At 70.6% G+C, this 14,341-nt stretch carries 12 protein-coding genes; 4 read left to right on the forward strand and 8 right to left on the reverse strand.

From position 1 onward, the window contains the following. Positions 1 to 90: 90 nt before the first annotated feature. From ABTY98_RS08715 to ABTY98_RS08730, 4 genes are read right to left on the reverse strand one after another with little or no spacing between them, the layout of a single operon-like run. Entirely contained in the window at positions 91 to 906 is an 816-nt protein-coding gene (locus ABTY98_RS08715; protein WP_352220145.1) for an LLM class flavin-dependent oxidoreductase, read from the reverse strand. A 22-nt stretch (positions 907 to 928) separates the two neighbouring features. Then, positions 929 to 1,690 carry an amino acid ABC transporter ATP-binding protein gene (locus ABTY98_RS08720; RefSeq protein WP_352220146.1) on the reverse strand — a complete coding sequence of 254 codons (762 nt, stop codon included), beginning with the start codon at positions 1,688 to 1,690 and terminating at the stop codon, positions 929 to 931. Between the two features lie 39 nt (positions 1,691 to 1,729). Continuing rightward, on the reverse strand, positions 1,730 to 3,487 hold the full coding sequence (locus tag ABTY98_RS08725) for an FAD/NAD(P)-binding protein (protein ID WP_352220147.1): 1,758 nt from the start codon (positions 3,485 to 3,487) through the stop codon (positions 1,730 to 1,732). Beyond that, the gene (locus ABTY98_RS08730) at positions 3,484 to 4,341 is read right to left on the reverse strand and encodes an amino acid ABC transporter permease (protein ID WP_352220148.1); all 858 of its coding nucleotides are present in this window, start codon (positions 4,339 to 4,341) and stop codon (positions 3,484 to 3,486) included. The genes ABTY98_RS08725 and ABTY98_RS08730 overlap by 4 nt, the downstream gene beginning before the upstream one ends. 441 nt (positions 4,342 to 4,782) lie before the next feature. On the opposite strand from ABTY98_RS08730, the gene ABTY98_RS08735 reads away from it, so the two are divergent. Both ABTY98_RS08735 and ABTY98_RS08740 read left to right on the forward strand, forming a co-directional pair. Continuing rightward, complete coding sequence (locus ABTY98_RS08735) at positions 4,783 to 5,745, forward strand: ABC transporter substrate-binding protein (RefSeq protein WP_352220149.1); 963 nt, start codon at positions 4,783 to 4,785, stop codon at positions 5,743 to 5,745. Between the two features lie 307 nt (positions 5,746 to 6,052). Then, a complete protein-coding gene (locus ABTY98_RS08740) occupies positions 6,053 to 6,493 on the forward strand; it encodes a cell division protein SepF (protein ID WP_351699550.1) in 441 nt (146 codons plus the stop codon). Positions 6,494 to 6,530: 37 nt separating this feature from the next. Here the strand turns inward: ABTY98_RS08740 and ABTY98_RS08745 are convergent, their stop codons facing one another. After that, positions 6,531 to 7,724: an acyl-CoA dehydrogenase family protein gene (locus ABTY98_RS08745; RefSeq protein ID WP_352220150.1), complete on the reverse strand. Its 1,194-nt coding sequence runs from the start codon at positions 7,722 to 7,724 to the stop codon at positions 6,531 to 6,533. 227 nt (positions 7,725 to 7,951) lie between these two features. Further along, on the reverse strand, positions 7,952 to 9,553 hold the full coding sequence (locus tag ABTY98_RS08750) for an MFS transporter (RefSeq protein ID WP_352220151.1): 1,602 nt from the start codon (positions 9,551 to 9,553) through the stop codon (positions 7,952 to 7,954). A 261-nt stretch (positions 9,554 to 9,814) separates the two neighbouring features. On the opposite strand from ABTY98_RS08750, the gene ABTY98_RS08755 reads away from it, so the two are divergent. Both ABTY98_RS08755 and ABTY98_RS08760 read left to right on the forward strand, forming a co-directional pair. After that, entirely contained in the window at positions 9,815 to 11,146 is a 1,332-nt protein-coding gene (locus ABTY98_RS08755) for a mannosyltransferase family protein (protein ID WP_352220152.1), read from the forward strand. A gap of 238 nt (positions 11,147 to 11,384) precedes the next feature. Continuing rightward, a complete protein-coding gene (locus ABTY98_RS08760; protein WP_352220153.1) occupies positions 11,385 to 12,416 on the forward strand; it encodes a phosphatase PAP2 family protein in 1,032 nt (343 codons plus the stop codon). Positions 12,417 to 12,522: 106 nt separating this feature from the next. Here ABTY98_RS08760 and ABTY98_RS08765 read toward each other — a convergent pair whose 3' ends face one another. Both ABTY98_RS08765 and ABTY98_RS08770 read right to left on the reverse strand, forming a co-directional pair. Beyond that, on the reverse strand, positions 12,523 to 12,738 hold the full coding sequence (locus ABTY98_RS08765; protein ID WP_352220154.1) for an I78 family peptidase inhibitor: 216 nt from the start codon (positions 12,736 to 12,738) through the stop codon (positions 12,523 to 12,525). Between the two features lie 474 nt (positions 12,739 to 13,212). Then, positions 13,213 to 13,908 (reverse strand): transglycosylase family protein, encoded by a 696-nt coding sequence (locus ABTY98_RS08770; RefSeq protein ID WP_352220155.1) that lies wholly within the window; start codon positions 13,906 to 13,908, stop codon positions 13,213 to 13,215. Positions 13,909 to 14,341: the final 433 nt, after the last annotated feature.

Raw genomic sequence — 14,341 nt, forward strand, 5'->3', positions numbered from 1 at the left:
ACGATCAGCCCTTCCACAGCTCTTAGCATGATCCCTATCATCTGTTTCATATGCACTCAACCGGTCCATATCGGCCGGGAGCCCCGTTTTTCAGGGTGCCGCCAGCTGGCCGGCGGCCCGAGCGAGGCCGAGGTGCTCGCGCAGGGTGCTGCCCGGGTAGAAGGTCCGGAACAGCCCGCGGTGCTGGAGGAGCGCCACGGTGCCGTTGACCAGCCGCTCCAGATCGCGGCGCGGTTCGGCGGGGACGAGGTGGAAGCCGTCGGTGGCGCCCTCGCCGTGCCAGCCGGCGATCAGCTCCGCGAGGTCCACCGGGCCGCCCCGGTACAGCGGGCCCTGCACGGTCTGCCGGGGGCCGCCGCCACCGTGCCCCGGCTCGGCCGCGCGCTCCCCGTCCCCCAGATCCACCAGCAGACTCACCAGCACCCGCAGCGTGTCCGGCTCCCGCCCGAACTCCCGTGCGTGTTGCCGCAGTTCCTCGCGTACGGCGGCGGCCTGCGCGGAGTTCGCGGCCCGCACCAGGACGACATCGGCGTACCGGGCGGCGGTCCGCCGGGCGGCCCCCTCGGCGGCGTGGGCCACCCGGACCGGATGCCCCGGCGAGGGCCCGGGCGCGTCGCTCCACCAGCCGGCCCGGCCCCGGCTGATCTGGTCGAGGTGGGCGAGGGCGGTCTGCGGGGCGGTCACCAGCGGCACCAGCCCGATCCGCCGGGTGGCCGGGGCCACCTGCGACAGCACGGCGAGCGCGTCGGTCTCGGTCCACCCGAACCGGCCCTCGAGCGTGACGAAGTCCAGGCCCCCGCTCTCGGCGAGCCGCACCAGCTCGACGTAACGCTCCGCGTCGAACACGCCGACCTGGTCCACGGCGGCGGCCAGATGCAGCAGCCCCCGGCCGTACGAGCCGGTCATGACAGACCATCCTCTCCGCACATCACAGCACCTTGGAAAGAAACGCCCGCGTCCGCTCCTCCCGCGGAGCGTCCAGCACCTCCGTCGGCGGTCCCGCCTCCACGACCCGTCCGTCGGCCATGAAGACGACCGTGTCGGCGACCTCCCGGGCGAACCCGATCTCATGGGTCACGACGATCATCGTGGTCCCCTGCCGGGCCAAGTCCCTTATTACGTCGAGGACTTCGCCCACCAGCTCGGGGTCGAGCGCGGACGTCGGCTCGTCGAACAGCAGCAGTTTCGGCTCCAGCGCCAGCGCCCGCGCGATCGCCACCCGCTGCTGCTGACCACCGGAGAGCTGCCGCGGATAGGCGTCGGCCTTGTCGGCGAGCCCCACCCGCTCCAGCAACCGCCGGGCGCTCGCCACGGCCTCGGCACGCGGGCGTTTCAGCGCGGCGACCGGCGCCTCGATGACGTTCTCCACCACGGTCAGGTGCGGAAAGAGATGGAAGTTCTGGAAGACGAACCCGATCCGGGTCCGCTGCTTCAGCACCTCCCGCTCGGGCAGCTCGTACAGCCTGTCCCCGGAGCGCCGGTAGCCGATCCGCGTGCCGTCCACGCTGATCACCCCCTGGTCGACCTTCTCCAGGTGGTTGATGGTGCGCAGCAGCGTCGACTTGCCGGACCCGGAGGGCCCGAGGACGACGGTGACCTCACCGGCCCACACCTGGAGGTCGATGCCCTTGAGCACCTCCAGCGTGCCGAATCTCTTGTGCACGGACCTGATGTCGACCATGACGGTCATGGAGTGGATCCCTCGCAGATCTGAGTCGTCGGAGGCGGACTAGGCGGCGACCCGGCCCGTCACGTCCGCCAGGAAGGCCAGCGCCGCCCGCGCCGTGGCGTCGTTCTGCCGGAACGCGGGCCCTCCGGTGCGCGGCCGGGTGAACGCGCCGGGCGTACGGCCGTCCGTGAACGGCCCGAGCGCGAACCGCCGGGGATGCGGTCGGCCGTCCTCGTCGAGGATCCGCCCGTCCACGGGGTCCACCCTGAGCAGCCCGTCGGGCGTCTCGGCGGCCCCGTCGGTCTGGAGTTCGCGCAGCAGCGTGTCCCGGGCCCGCCCCACGGTCGGTTCGGGCAGCCGCGCCTCGACCAGCGCCCGCGCCTCGACAAAGGACCCGGGCACGGTGTCCGCGGACGCCCGGAACACCCCGTCCCGCGCCTCCACCGTCATCCCGGCGCCGAGGAACCTGACCACCCCCGCCCGGGACAGCGCGAGCAACTGCCGCAGCCGGGGCCCGGGCGGCCCCGAGGCGAGACAGCTGAAGAACCCGTGCCACCAGGACCCGATGTCACCGAGCCGCACCAACTGCCCGTAGACGGAGAGCAGTCCGAGGAACACCGCCAGGTCGGGGCTGTACGAAGGGTCATGGCGGCGGCTCAGGTCCCCCTCGATGTAATCCCGCAGCCCCTTCTGGAACTCCTCGTGCGATCCGTACCGCACCCCGTCCAGCGGTCGGTCCAGCGCAGCGAGATCGAGCCGGTCGGCCTGGTCCGGTACGGCGGCCGCCACCAGCGCCCGCGCTTCGGCGTCGCCCTCGGCGGCGGCGTACTTCTCCTCGAAGTCCGGCCAGGCGACGGCCGTCCGCTCGGGGTGGACGGTGAACAACCGGTGGTAGTGGGCGAAGCCCAGCTCCTTGGTGACCAGCGGCCACACGTCCCGCCGGAAGTCGAACCCGCCCGGCCGGGCGAGCAGTTCCTCGACCTCGCCGGGGCCGAAGAAGCGGGGCAGCGGCGGGCGTTCGCCGGTCCAGTCGTATCCGATCTTCGAGTGGTACGGCACTCCGCGCCGCGAGCCGACGTACAGCACCGGCTCCCGCCCGGACGGCACATAGGTGTCACCGTCGTACCGCCCGCCCCGCCCCTCCGTGAGCAGCACCATCAGGTCGACGAAGGCCAGCCCGAAGCCGCGTACCAGCACCGGCTCGCCGGGCCGCAGTGCGGACAGGTCGCTGTCGGCGGTGAAGTCCGGCGGCAGGTGGACCAGCCCGTGCGTGCCGGCGTAAGCGGCCAGGGCGGCCTGCTCGGGGTCGGGTTCGGCGTCCAGATGGCCGAGGGCGAGAACGACGAGGTCGGCGAGGAGCGGACGCGGGCGGCCCTCCAGCCAGACCTGCTGGCGCCCCTCGCGGGGCCCGCTCACCCGCAGGGCACGGCGGGGGTGGTGGTGCACCGTGACGCCCTCGGGAAGGTCGGCCACGGCTCGGTCGTAGACGTGCCGCAGATACCGGCCCTGGATCTGCCGGTCGGCGAAGGTGCGGCCGGCCAGGCCCGCCCACTCGTGCAGGGTCGGCCCCTCCCGTACCGGACCGGTCATCCGCACCGTCTCGTCCGTGAACATGGTGACGTCCTCGGCGTGCGAGTTCATCCACAGCAGCGGCGACTGGGCGGCCCGCCAGATGCGGCCGGCGCCCGGCGGATGCGGGTCGACCAGATGGATGTCGAGGCCCGAACCGGCGTACAGCTCGGGCGCGTTGGCGGCGATGCGTTCGAGGAGACCGGTCCCCCGCGGCCCGGCCCCCACGATCACCAGCTGGGGCCTCATCGGGCCGTCTCCGTGCCGCGCGCATAGTGCTTCTCGACGTAGTACTGGCCGATGCCGAGCACGGAGGTGACGACCGTGTACCAGAGGGTGGCGACCATCAGCAGCGGGATGACCTGATAGGTCTGGTGGTAGATCAACTGTGCTGAGAACAGCAGGTCGTTGACGGCGATGACGCTGACGATCGAGGTGCCCTTGAGGGTGCCCATCAGCATGTTGCCGGCCGGCGGCACGATCGCGCGCATCGCCTGCGGCAGTACGATGCGCCGCCAGCGCCGCCACCGGCTCAGGCCGAGCGCGTTCGCGGCCTCGATCTGGCCGCGGTCCACGGAGAGGATGCCTCCGCGCACCACCTCGGCGGCGTAGGCGGCCTCGTGCAGGGTGAGGCCGACGATCGCGACGGCGACCGGGCTGAGCAGGTCGACCGTCCGGACGCCCAGTACCCGCGGGTACAGGGCGCCGATGTTGAACCAGAGCAGCAGCTGGACCAGGATCGGGATCGACCGGAACAGCCAGACGTATCCCCAGCTGACCGTCCGCAGCACGGGGTTGGCGGAGAGCCGGAACGCGGCGAGCAGGGTGCCGAGCGCGAAGCCGAGGACCATCACGACGGCGGTCAGCCACAGAGTGAGCCACAGTCCGCGCAGCACGGAGTCCGAGGTGAAGTAGTCGGCGACGACGTCCCACTGGAACGCCTTGTTGCGCACGACCGAGTCGATCGCGAGCCCGAGCAGGACGAGAACGGCGGCGGCGGCCACCCACTGCCCGTACCGGCGCTGCGGGACGATTCTCAGGACGTCCGCGCGCTCGGGTATGTCGGGGGCGGCGGGGGCTTTGGCGAGGGTGTCGGATGACATGCGAAGACTCCGTGACGGATCAATCGAGCACGGTGGACGCGCACACGGTGGTGCGGCGGGTGCCTTCACACGGAGCACCGCCGGGCGGCGCTCTTACGGCCGAGCCCCTCAGCAGGGCCGTCCGTCGACTGTACGGGGCCGTTTCCCCTCTCTGTCAAGGGTGTCCGGAGTGTGAGCAGCGCGTCTCAAGTCAGTTGACGGGGAACCGGTGACCTGTTCCACTTGGCCCATGCATCCACAGCAGTGGCTGGTCACCCGCTCCCACATCGACTTCGGTCGCGTGTGGTCCTGTTCCTGTTGAGCTGACCCACTGCGCGCCCCGCCTTCGGCGGGGGCTCTCCGCGTTCTCCCTCGCGCTCCTCGCTTCGCCTTCACACGCGCACCCCTCCCCTCGCCCCCCCGCGCTCCGCACGCCTGCTGATCCCAGGAGACCGCTCGACGATGCGTACGCCCACACGTGCCCGTTATAGGAAATTCGCTCCCTTTATTACGATCACCTCGGCCGCGGCCCTGCTCCTCACCGCCTGCGGTTCGGGCTCCGGCGGTTCCTCGGGGACCGGCGGCACCCAGGGGGTGGCCGCCGAGAGCAACGCGATCCCCACCACGGACGTGGTCTCCGCGACTCGCAAGGACGACAAGGCCGCCGGGCTGCTGCCCTCGGGCGTCACCGGTCTCACCGTCGCGGTCACGGTCGGCGGCACCCCGCCCGGCACCGCCTATCTGCCCGACGGCAAGACCCTGACCGGCCAGGACGTCGACTTCACCAAGGCCGTGGCGAAGGTACTGGGTATCAAGCTCAAGATCGAGCAGGCCAGTTTCGAGGCGATCCTGCCCGCCCTGGACAGCGGCAAGTACGACTTCGGTGCCGCCAACTTCGGGGTGACCGACGAGCGCCGCAAGGCCATCGACTTCGTCACCTACATCAACGACGGCCAGGGCTTCGCCACCCGTGCGGACAGCACACTGCCGAAGATCACCGACCTACGGCAGCTGTGCGGCCTGAACGTCGCCACCGGCGCGGGCACCACCTTCGAGGCGACCCTGGAGGAGAACAAGAAGGTCTGCACGGACGCCGGCAAGAAGGCGTACAGCGTGCAGACCTACGGCGAGCAGAGCGCCATCTGGTCGTCCGTCCAGCAGGGCCGCAGCGATGTCGTGATGTCCACGATCAACGGCCTGCGCTATGCCGTCGCCCACCAGCCGGGCCTGAAGTTCCTCAACGAGTACCACCGTCTCGATGTCGGCTTCGCCTTCAAGAAGGGCACGAAACTGGCGCCCGCGTTCCAGGCGGCCGTGAACAAACTCATCACCGACGGTACATACGACCGGATCCTGAAGAAGTGGGGGACGACCGCGTCGGCGATCGACGCCTCGCGGATCTCCCCGCCGGAGCTGAAGAACTGACAGTACGTCAGGGCCGATACGACGCTGAGCTGCGCTGTCGTATCGGCCGACTGTCGGTTCATCACCCGCCGCCCGTTCACCCGGACGCACCGCTCATCACCCATACGCCCGGAACAATCATATTTCACTCACAGTCAGCAGCCGTGCGTGCAACGGCCCTTGGTACACCTGGCCTCTCGACGTATTCGCTCTGCACCAGTACCGTCACAAACCCCCCGCGCGGCGTCTATCCACTTGGCGCGCCATCCGCATCATGGACGACCATAGGGATGCGGAGCATGAAAGACCGCTGTGAGAGGAGGCGTCCATGGGATCGGTACGCAAGGCGAGTGCCTGGCTTGGCCTCGTCGACGACAACGATGACGAGCGCTACTACGACGACGACTACTCCGAAGGGACCGAGCAGCCCGGGGATGCCTGGGTCACCGACCCCCGGGTCAAGGTGGCCTCGGACACCGCCGAGGAGAAGGGCCGCCGGATCGGCACGGTCACCCCGGACAGCTTCCGGGACGCCCGCGCGATCGGCGAGCTGTTCCGCGAGGGCGTGCCGGTCATCGTGAACCTCACGGCCATGGAGGCCGGCGACGCCAAGCGGGTCGTCGACTTCGCGGCCGGGCTGATCTTCGGTCTCCGGGGCTCGATCGACCGGGTGTCCAACCGGGTCTTCCTGCTGTCCCCCGCGAACACGGAGATCGTCAACGGTGAGCCGGCCTCGCGCCGGGAGGACGGCTTCTTCAACCAGAGCTGAGGCAGGGCCGCTGACCGGCCCTGCCCCCGCGCAGGGTTCACCGGAAGGCGTCGAGCCCGGTGAGCGCCTTGCCCAGCACGAGCTGATGCATCTCGACGGTGCCCTCGTAGGTGAGCACCGACTCGAGGTTGGTCGCGTGCCGCATCACGGGGTACTCCAGCGAAATCCCGTTCGCCCCCAGGATCGTCCGTGCCGTACGGCAGATCTCGATCGCCTCTCGTACGTTGTTGAGCTTGCCGAAGCTGACCTGCTCGGGACGCAGGCGTCCGGCATCCATCCGCCGCCCCAGGTGATGGGCGAGCAGGATCCCCTTGTGCAGTTCGACCGCCATGTCGGCGAGTTTGGCCTGGGTGAGCTGGAAGCCGCCGATGGGCCTGCCGAACTGCTCCCGCGACTTCGCGTAGTCGACGGCCGTCTCGAAGCAGCTGCGTGCCGCGCCCATGGCGCCCCAGACGATGCCGTAGCGGGCGTGCGACAGACAGCTGAGCGGGCCCTTGAGGCCGGTCACCTCGGGCAGTACGGCATCGGCTGGGAGCCGCACGTCGTCCAGGACCAGCTCGCTGGTGACACTCGCCCGCAGCGACCACTTGTGCTTGATCTCCGGCGCGGAGAACCCCGGCGAGTCGGTGGGCACGACGAACCCCCGGATGCCGTTCTCGCTCTGCGCCCATACGACGGCCACCCCGGCCACCGACCCGTTGGTGATCCACATCTTCCGCCCGTTGAGCACCCAGTCGCCGCCGGCGTCGCGCTTGGCGTGGGTGCGCATGGCGGCCGGGTCGGAGCCGTGGTCGGGTTCGGTGAGGCCGAAGCACCCGATGACGTCACCGGCGGCCATGGGCGGCAGCCAGTGCTGCTTCTGCGCCTCGCTGCCGAACCGGTGAATCGCGTACATGGCCAGTGATCCCTGCACGGACACGAGCGAGCGGATGCCCGAGTCGGCGGCCTCCAGTTCCAGACAGGCGAGCCCGTACTGCACGGCGGACGCACCGGCGCAGCCGTACCCGGTCAGCGACATCCCGAGGGCCCCGATCCCGCCGAGCTCCTTGGCGAGCTCCCTGATGCCCGGCAGCTCCCCGCTCTCGTACCACTCGGCGACATGCGGCAGCACCCGGTCCGCCGCCCAGCTCCGCACGGTCTCGCGTACGGCGAGATCCTCCGGCTCCAGAAGATCGTCGATGCCGAGGGGGTCACCGGCATCGAACGGAGGCAACGTCACGGACGCGGACATGAAAACCCTCCCAAAACTAGCACCGCTAGTTGCACCAGACTACGTGCAGTCTCCCTGCTCCCCCACCCAGACACCACCCCCACGAGCCCCCGCCACCTGCCCACACGGGCGGTGCACGGGTGGGAGAAGGCTTCCACCCGCACCCACCAAAGGCGAGGCACCCCCGCGAGCGACGCCCACCCCGCCACCCACCCACACGGGCGGTGCGTGGGTGGGAGGGCGGCGGGTCACGCTGAGACGCGGGACCTCTGGGGGCCCCTCGGGGCCGGGACCTCCACCGGTGCCTCCTCGCACTGCATCGCCCGCGGCAACCGCAGCGCCATCACCGCCCCCAGCAACAGCAGCCCCGCACTCACCAGCAACGTCACATGCAAACCGTGCACGAAGGAATCCCGCGCCGCCCGGCGCAACGCCGCGCCCGTCGGCCCGCCGAGCCGTCCGGCGACCTCGTAGGCCTCGCCCAGTGAATGCCCCGCCGCGGCGGACGCCGACTCCGGCACGCCGGGCACCCGGGACAGCCCCGGCGCGTACGCCGCGTTCATCACACTGCCGAGGAGCGCGATCCCGATGCCCGCCCCCAGCTGGTAGGACGTCTCGCCGACCGCCGCCGCCCCGCCGGCCTGCGCCGCCGGCGCCTCGCTCAGCATCGACTCGTACGCCCCGAAGAGCGTGGTCTCCAGGCCGAAGCCGAGCAGGACGAAGCCGCACAGCAGCAGACCCGCGTTGTCCACCCCGCCCATCGCCGTCAGCGTCAGCACGGCCGCCGCGGTCAGGCAGAAGCCGAAGCACACCATCCGGCGCGGCCCGAAGCGCCGCAGCAGCCGCGCCCCGGCCAGCCCGGCCGCCATCGCGGCGAGCGTCAGCGGCAGCAGTCGTAGCCCCGTCTGCAACGGGGAGAGGCCCAGCACCAGTTGCAGATACTGCGCGGCGATCAGTTCGAGACCCACCAGCGCGAGCATCGCCAGAACGATGCAGCCCACCGCCGTACTGAACGCCGGCCGAGCGAACATCTTCAGGTCCACCAGCGGGAACGTACGCCGCCGTTGCCTTCGCACGAAGAGGAACAGCAGCAGTGCGCCCAGCAGAAGCGGGGCCACCGTGAGCGCACTGGCCGCCGGCTCGCCGCCGCCCAGCCGCTTCACGGCGAACACCACGCCGAACAGACCCGCCGCCGCCATCAGGGCGCCCACGACGTCCCAGGGGCCGTTGCGGTCGCCGCGGGACTCGGGGAGGAGAAACCGCCCCACCGGGAGACTGACCAGCATCAGCGGGATGTTGACCAGGAAGACCGAGCCCCACCAGAAGTGTTCGAGCAGGAAGCCGCCCAACAGCGGCCCGACGGCCGCGCCGACCGCCGCCACCGCGCTCCAGATGCCGATGGCGAGGGCCCGTTCGCGGCGGTCGGGGAAGACCTGCCGGAGGATCGACAGCGTCGCCGGCATGATCATCGCTCCGCCGACGCCGAGCAGCGCCCTGGCCCCGATCAATGCCTCGGCACTGGGTGCGACGGCCGCCACCGCGGAGGCCACCCCGAACAGGGCGTACCCGAGCAGCAGGACGCGCCGCCGGCCCACGCGGTCGCCGAGCGTGCCGAAGAGGATCAGCAGCGAGGCGCAGACCAGCGGATAGACGTCGACGATCCAGAGCAGTTGCATGGCGCCGGGCTTGAGGTCCTCGGTGACGGCCGGCACCGCGACATGCAGCACGGTCGCGTCGAGGGCGACCAGCAGCAGGCTGACGCAGAGGACGACGAGGACGACCCAGCGGTTGGCACCGGCCCCGGTCGCCCGACGGCGCGGCCGTACGGCTGCCGTGGTCGTCCTGGACATGTACGTACCTCCCAGATGATCCCTCGCGTGCGGCGGATCGGCGGGGCGGGGACTCCCCGTCGTACGGCCGGAGAGGAGCGGGGTCTCCCGGCCCGCGCATACGAACGCGAGTGACAAGTCAGCGTACGCGAGTTCGTTCCGGGGGCACGTGGCGGACCTCTCACACGCTCCACAGAACTCATGTGGCGTACGCCACTGGCCCCGCTGTGCACCACGTCCGGGTGAGCCCGCCGGTTCCGCGTCCCGTCGATAATCGAGCCCGTGACCGATCCTGAAGCGCCCGTGACGGCACCGGGTGGCCCGGCCCTGCGCCGAGCGGCGCCGGCCCTGCTCGGGTACGTGGGCGTGCGCGCCCTCGGCCTGCTCGCGCTGGCCGTGTGGAGCGGGGCGCGCGGCAAGAGCGCGTACACCTTGTTGACGGCGCGCTGGGACTCGCTGTGGTACACGCGGGTCGCCGAGCTGGGGTACGGCTACGAGGTGCGGCTGCCGAACGGCGACGTCCACTCCAACCTGGCCTTCTTCCCGCTGCTGCCCTGGCTGGAGCGGGTGCTGCACGCGCTCACGCCCCTGTCGTACGCCGGTGCGGGCTTGACGGTCAGCCTGCTCGCCTCGCTCGCCGCGGCCTGGGGGATCTTCGCGGTCGCCGACTTGGTGTACGGCCCCCGGGTGGGCAGCTGCGCGGTGCTTCTGTGGGCCGTCCTGCCGGTCGGGATCGTGCAGTCGATGGCGTACAGCGAGTCGCTGTTCACGGCGCTGGCCGCGTGGTCGCTGTACGCCGTGCTGACCGGTCGCTGGGTGACCGCGGGCGTACTGGCCGCGCTGGCGGGGCTGACCCGGCCGGTGGGGCTCGCCGTGGTGGTGGCGGTGTGGACGGCGGGGGTGGTCTCGTTCGTGCGGGATCGGAGCGGGGGCGTGCGGGACCGTAGCGAGAACCATGCGCACGGCGCGTGGGACGACGGACGCGCCCCCGAGCCGTCCACCGCCGCTCGCACCCGGCGCGTTCCGCGAACAACCGGCGCACCCCACACAGCAGGCGCCCCTCACACGACACGCACCCCTCGCACCACAAGCAGCGCACCCGCCTCCGGCGCACCTCCCTGGCGCCGGGTCCTCGGTATGCTCCTCGCCCCCGTCGGGGCCGCCGCGTACGTCCTGTGGGTCGGCCACCGAACCGGCAAGGGCCCGCTCGGCTATCTGGACGTCCAGGCGGGCTGGCGCAACGGCTTCGACGGCGGGTACGCGTTCGCACACTTCGTCGCCGACAAGTTCACGTCATTTCCGTCCGCTCTGGCCGGAGTGGGTTTGATCGCCGGCGTCGGCCTGCTGTTGTGGCTCTACGTGATCGGGATCCGTCAGCGGCAGCCGCTTCCCCTGCTGGTCTACACGGGTGTCGTCGTCGCGCTCGCGCTGTGCGCGTCGAGCTACTTCGGCTCCAAGCCACGCCTGCTGATGCCGGCCTTCCCGGTGCTGCTGCCACTCGCCCGGGCTCTCGCCCGGCCGCGCACCAGCAGATCGGTGCTGGTCACGGCAGTGGTGGCGGTGGCCTCGGCGGTGTATGGCGCGTTCTGGCTGAACGGTTCCGGGCCACCATGATCATCGCCGTCGCGTGGGTGAGCAGCGGGGGAAGTCCACACCACGCCTCGGTTAACGAATTCATAAGTGCCATAAAACGGCCGCCCGGCATGATCAAAGGAATTGAAGGGCGGACACGCCGCGGATTACGGAATCCTTAGAATTCAGAGACCTCTTGAGAGGTTTCCCACATCACATCGTCATCACAAAGCCGCAGTTTCGACCGGGAACAGAGCTCACTCGCTGTAACGTCGATTGGGTGCGTACCGAACGAAACCTCACCCGTCTGGACCGGGTGTTCGCCAGGCTGGACCGTGAGCCGGAACGGCCGGCCCACATTGATGTGCCGAAGATGAGCCGGCACCGGGTCGTGTTGTTCACCGCGACCCTCGCCTTCTACCTGGCGATCGTGTGGGCCGTCGTGATCACGTCCTGGCTGGTCCGGCTCGACTGGCAGGTCATGTTCTTCCGGCCGTACCAGCAGTGGTCGGGAATCCACTGGTTCGTCGATTACTACGTGGTCCTCGGCCAGCGCGGCCCGACCGCCGTGATGGTCGCGGCCTGGCTGGGCTGGCGCTCGTGGCGGCAGCACACCCTGCGCCCGCTGCTGACGCTCGGCGCCTCCCTGCTGCTGCTCAACATCACGGTCGGCGCCGCCAAGCTCGGCATGGGGCGCCTCGGACCGCACTACGCGACCGTGATCGGCTCCAACGAGATGGGCCTCGGCGGCGATATATTCCCCAGCGGCCACACCGCCAACGCGGTGGTGACCTGGGGAATTCTGGCATATCTGGCCTCCACCCCGAGAGCCCGCCGCTGGCTTTCCGCGGCCTCCGCGGTCACCTCGCTCGGCGTCGGCATGTCCACCGTCTACCTCGGTACGCACTGGCTGAGCGACGTGTTGCTGGGCTGGGCCGCGGGGCTGCTGATCCTGCTGGCGCTGCCGTGGTGCGAGCCGTTCATCGCCCGTGCCGAGACCTGGCTCTTCGACCTGCGCGACCGCTGGCGCGCCCGCGCCAGCGGTACGGTGCCTCTTCCCGCGCCCGTCCCGGTCGCGCCGGTCGCGCTCAAGCCGCGTACGGCGCCCGCCGAGGACGCCCCGGCACCGGAGCGCGAGCCGGTCTCCTCGGCCCGCTCGCCCCGGGCCCCGATCCATCTGGCGCCCGGCCCGCACACGGCCCGCTCGGAGCGCACGCCGGTGACCCCGGCGGGCAGCCGTCGCCCGCAGCACCCCGAGCGTCAGCCGCGCGGCGGCGCCCCCCAGCCGGCCCGCCCGCTGACGGGCGGCTGACGGCCGTACGGACGCGGCAGCGCAGGAGCCCGGTACGCACAGCCGGCCCCCGCGCCGAAGGCCCCGGTTCCCCACTGCGGGAACCGGGGCCTTCGCCGTCGTACGGTCAGCCTTTCCAGGCGCGTGCCACGACGCCGTCCCTCACCTCGAAGTTGAGCCGTCCCACCCGGTACTCCATGGTGATGATCGCGCCCGGCGGCAGCGACCGCACCGTCGGCCACCCCCGCTGCCGCGCGAGCCGTTCCGCGTCGCCCGCGTCGAGGCCTACGTACCCTTGCGGGCTGTCCTGGGGCTCCTTCGGCGGAGCCGGATTCGGTGCCATGCGGCCACGCTAGGCCGCTTCCGGCGGGGACGGAAGTCGAGAACGGCCGGCGAAGTCCCCTGCCCGTCTCCGGTCACGCTTCTGTCACAGAATCACGACACGCGTTTCGGTCGAACTCTGTCACACGTACGAGCGGTTCAGTACGCCTTCCTGGCGCATTCCAGCGCAATTCTCTGACGCCGGTAGGGTCTTCCGAAAAGCCAGCCGGAAAGAACCGGAAGTAAGGATCACGGACGCGCACGGGAGCCCATTCCATTCCGAATCCACGGGTCGCCGGGGAACCTGACACCGCATAAGAGATTCACCACTTCGGCACAGAACCCCCGTACACCCCGGGCCGGGGCCGGCCTGCGGCAGCGTGCTGCGGCGCGAACCGGAAGCCCCGCGCCCTCGCCTGAATCAGCCTCACAATGCACCGGGCCCCGCCCGGTCGGAACCGGGCGGGGCGTGACGGTGGCGGGGCAGGGGCGCGCGTCAGAGCGCGAGGCGCTGCCCGGGCACGATGAGGTTCGGGTCGGCGCCGATGACGTCCTCGTTGGCGGCGTACAGGCGCTGCCAGGTGGTGCCGTGGCGCTCGGCGATCTCGCTCAGGGTGTCGCCCTCGCGGACGGTGTAGTCGCCCCGGGCGGAGTCACGGCCGGCGTGGGCCGTCGGGCGCTGCGGCTTCTTCGCCGCGGGGGCCGACTTGGTGGTGGTCGACCTGGTGGCCGACTCACCGGTCGACCTGGTGGCCGACTCGGTGCTGCTCTGCGTGGTCGCCGAGGCACCCTCGGGCGCCGAACCGGTCGCGCCGGCCCGCCCGGAGCAGACCGGCCACGCGCCCCAGCCCTGGGCGTTCTGAACCTTGGTGGCGACGGCTATCTGAGCTTCCCTGGAGGCCTGATCGGCCGTCGACGCGTAGGCGGTGCCGCCGTACGCGCGCCAGGTGGAGGCGGAGAACTGGAGTCCGCCGTAGTAGCCGTTGCCGGTGTTGATGTGCCAGTTGCCGCCGCTCTCGCACTGGGCGATACGGTCCCACACTCCGTTGTCCGCCGCCTCGGCGTTGCCGGTCGCGGCCAGCAGGCCCAGCGGGGCGAGCAGGGCCGCTCCGGCCAGGGCCGCCGTCGTACGGCCCTTGCGGGAGCCGTTCTTGGCGACGGTCTCACGGGTGGTATCGGCACACTCGGACATGTATTTCCCTCTCCACATACCCGGGCTCCCCCAAGCGGGACGCGGTCCCCGCGCGATGGACGCGGTTCGTCGCGCTCGCCCCGTCCGCCGCGGCCGGTACTGCGATGGTGCTCTGCCTGGTGCCGGCCGGCGGACGTACCCGAGCGGTGCTCGTTGCACACGGCGGAGGAATCTAGAGAGCGGGAACGCCCGAAATCAACCAACTACCCGTCGTTCCAGGCCAGTTGGGCGTTACCGGGGGTAGCGGCGATTTCAAGCCACCCACTACATCCATTGATTTCATGATTTATCTACCATGTGATCGATGGATCTGTGATTCACTTCACCGCGTCAAATTCCTTTGGCTTGCGAAGAGTTGACGGTGAGTGTCGAATTTCGCACGACGAGTGACCCTGCGCAGTGGATGGTTGGATCCCGATCCCCCCGATGCGTG

This window comes from Streptomyces sp. NPDC096040 (assembly GCF_040303265.1).
Taxonomy (GTDB): Bacteria; Actinomycetota; Actinomycetes; order Streptomycetales; family Streptomycetaceae; genus Streptomyces.

Bases quoted from the DNA above. Each gene is read 5' to 3' on its own strand.
- ABTY98_RS08715 (WP_352220145.1), bottom strand. From the start codon at position 906: ATGACCGGCTCGTACGGCCGGGGGCTGCTGCATCTGGCCGCCGCCGTG.
- ABTY98_RS08740 (WP_351699550.1), top strand. From the start codon at position 6,053: ATGGGATCGGTACGCAAGGCGAGTGCCTGGCTTGGCCTCGTCGACGAC.
- ABTY98_RS08730 (WP_352220148.1), bottom strand. From the start codon at position 4,341: ATGTCATCCGACACCCTCGCCAAAGCCCCCGCCGCCCCCGACATACCC.
- ABTY98_RS08750 (WP_352220151.1), bottom strand. From the start codon at position 9,553: ATGTCCAGGACGACCACGGCAGCCGTACGGCCGCGCCGTCGGGCGACC.
- ABTY98_RS08720 (WP_352220146.1), bottom strand. From the start codon at position 1,690: ATGACCGTCATGGTCGACATCAGGTCCGTGCACAAGAGATTCGGCACG.
- ABTY98_RS08735 (WP_352220149.1), top strand. From the start codon at position 4,783: ATGCGTACGCCCACACGTGCCCGTTATAGGAAATTCGCTCCCTTTATT.
- ABTY98_RS08770 (WP_352220155.1), bottom strand. From the start codon at position 13,908: ATGTCCGAGTGTGCCGATACCACCCGTGAGACCGTCGCCAAGAACGGC.
- ABTY98_RS08765 (WP_352220154.1), bottom strand. From the start codon at position 12,738: ATGGCACCGAATCCGGCTCCGCCGAAGGAGCCCCAGGACAGCCCGCAA.
- ABTY98_RS08745 (WP_352220150.1), bottom strand. From the start codon at position 7,724: ATGTCCGCGTCCGTGACGTTGCCTCCGTTCGATGCCGGTGACCCCCTC.
- ABTY98_RS08725 (WP_352220147.1), bottom strand. From the start codon at position 3,487: ATGAGGCCCCAGCTGGTGATCGTGGGGGCCGGGCCGCGGGGGACCGGT.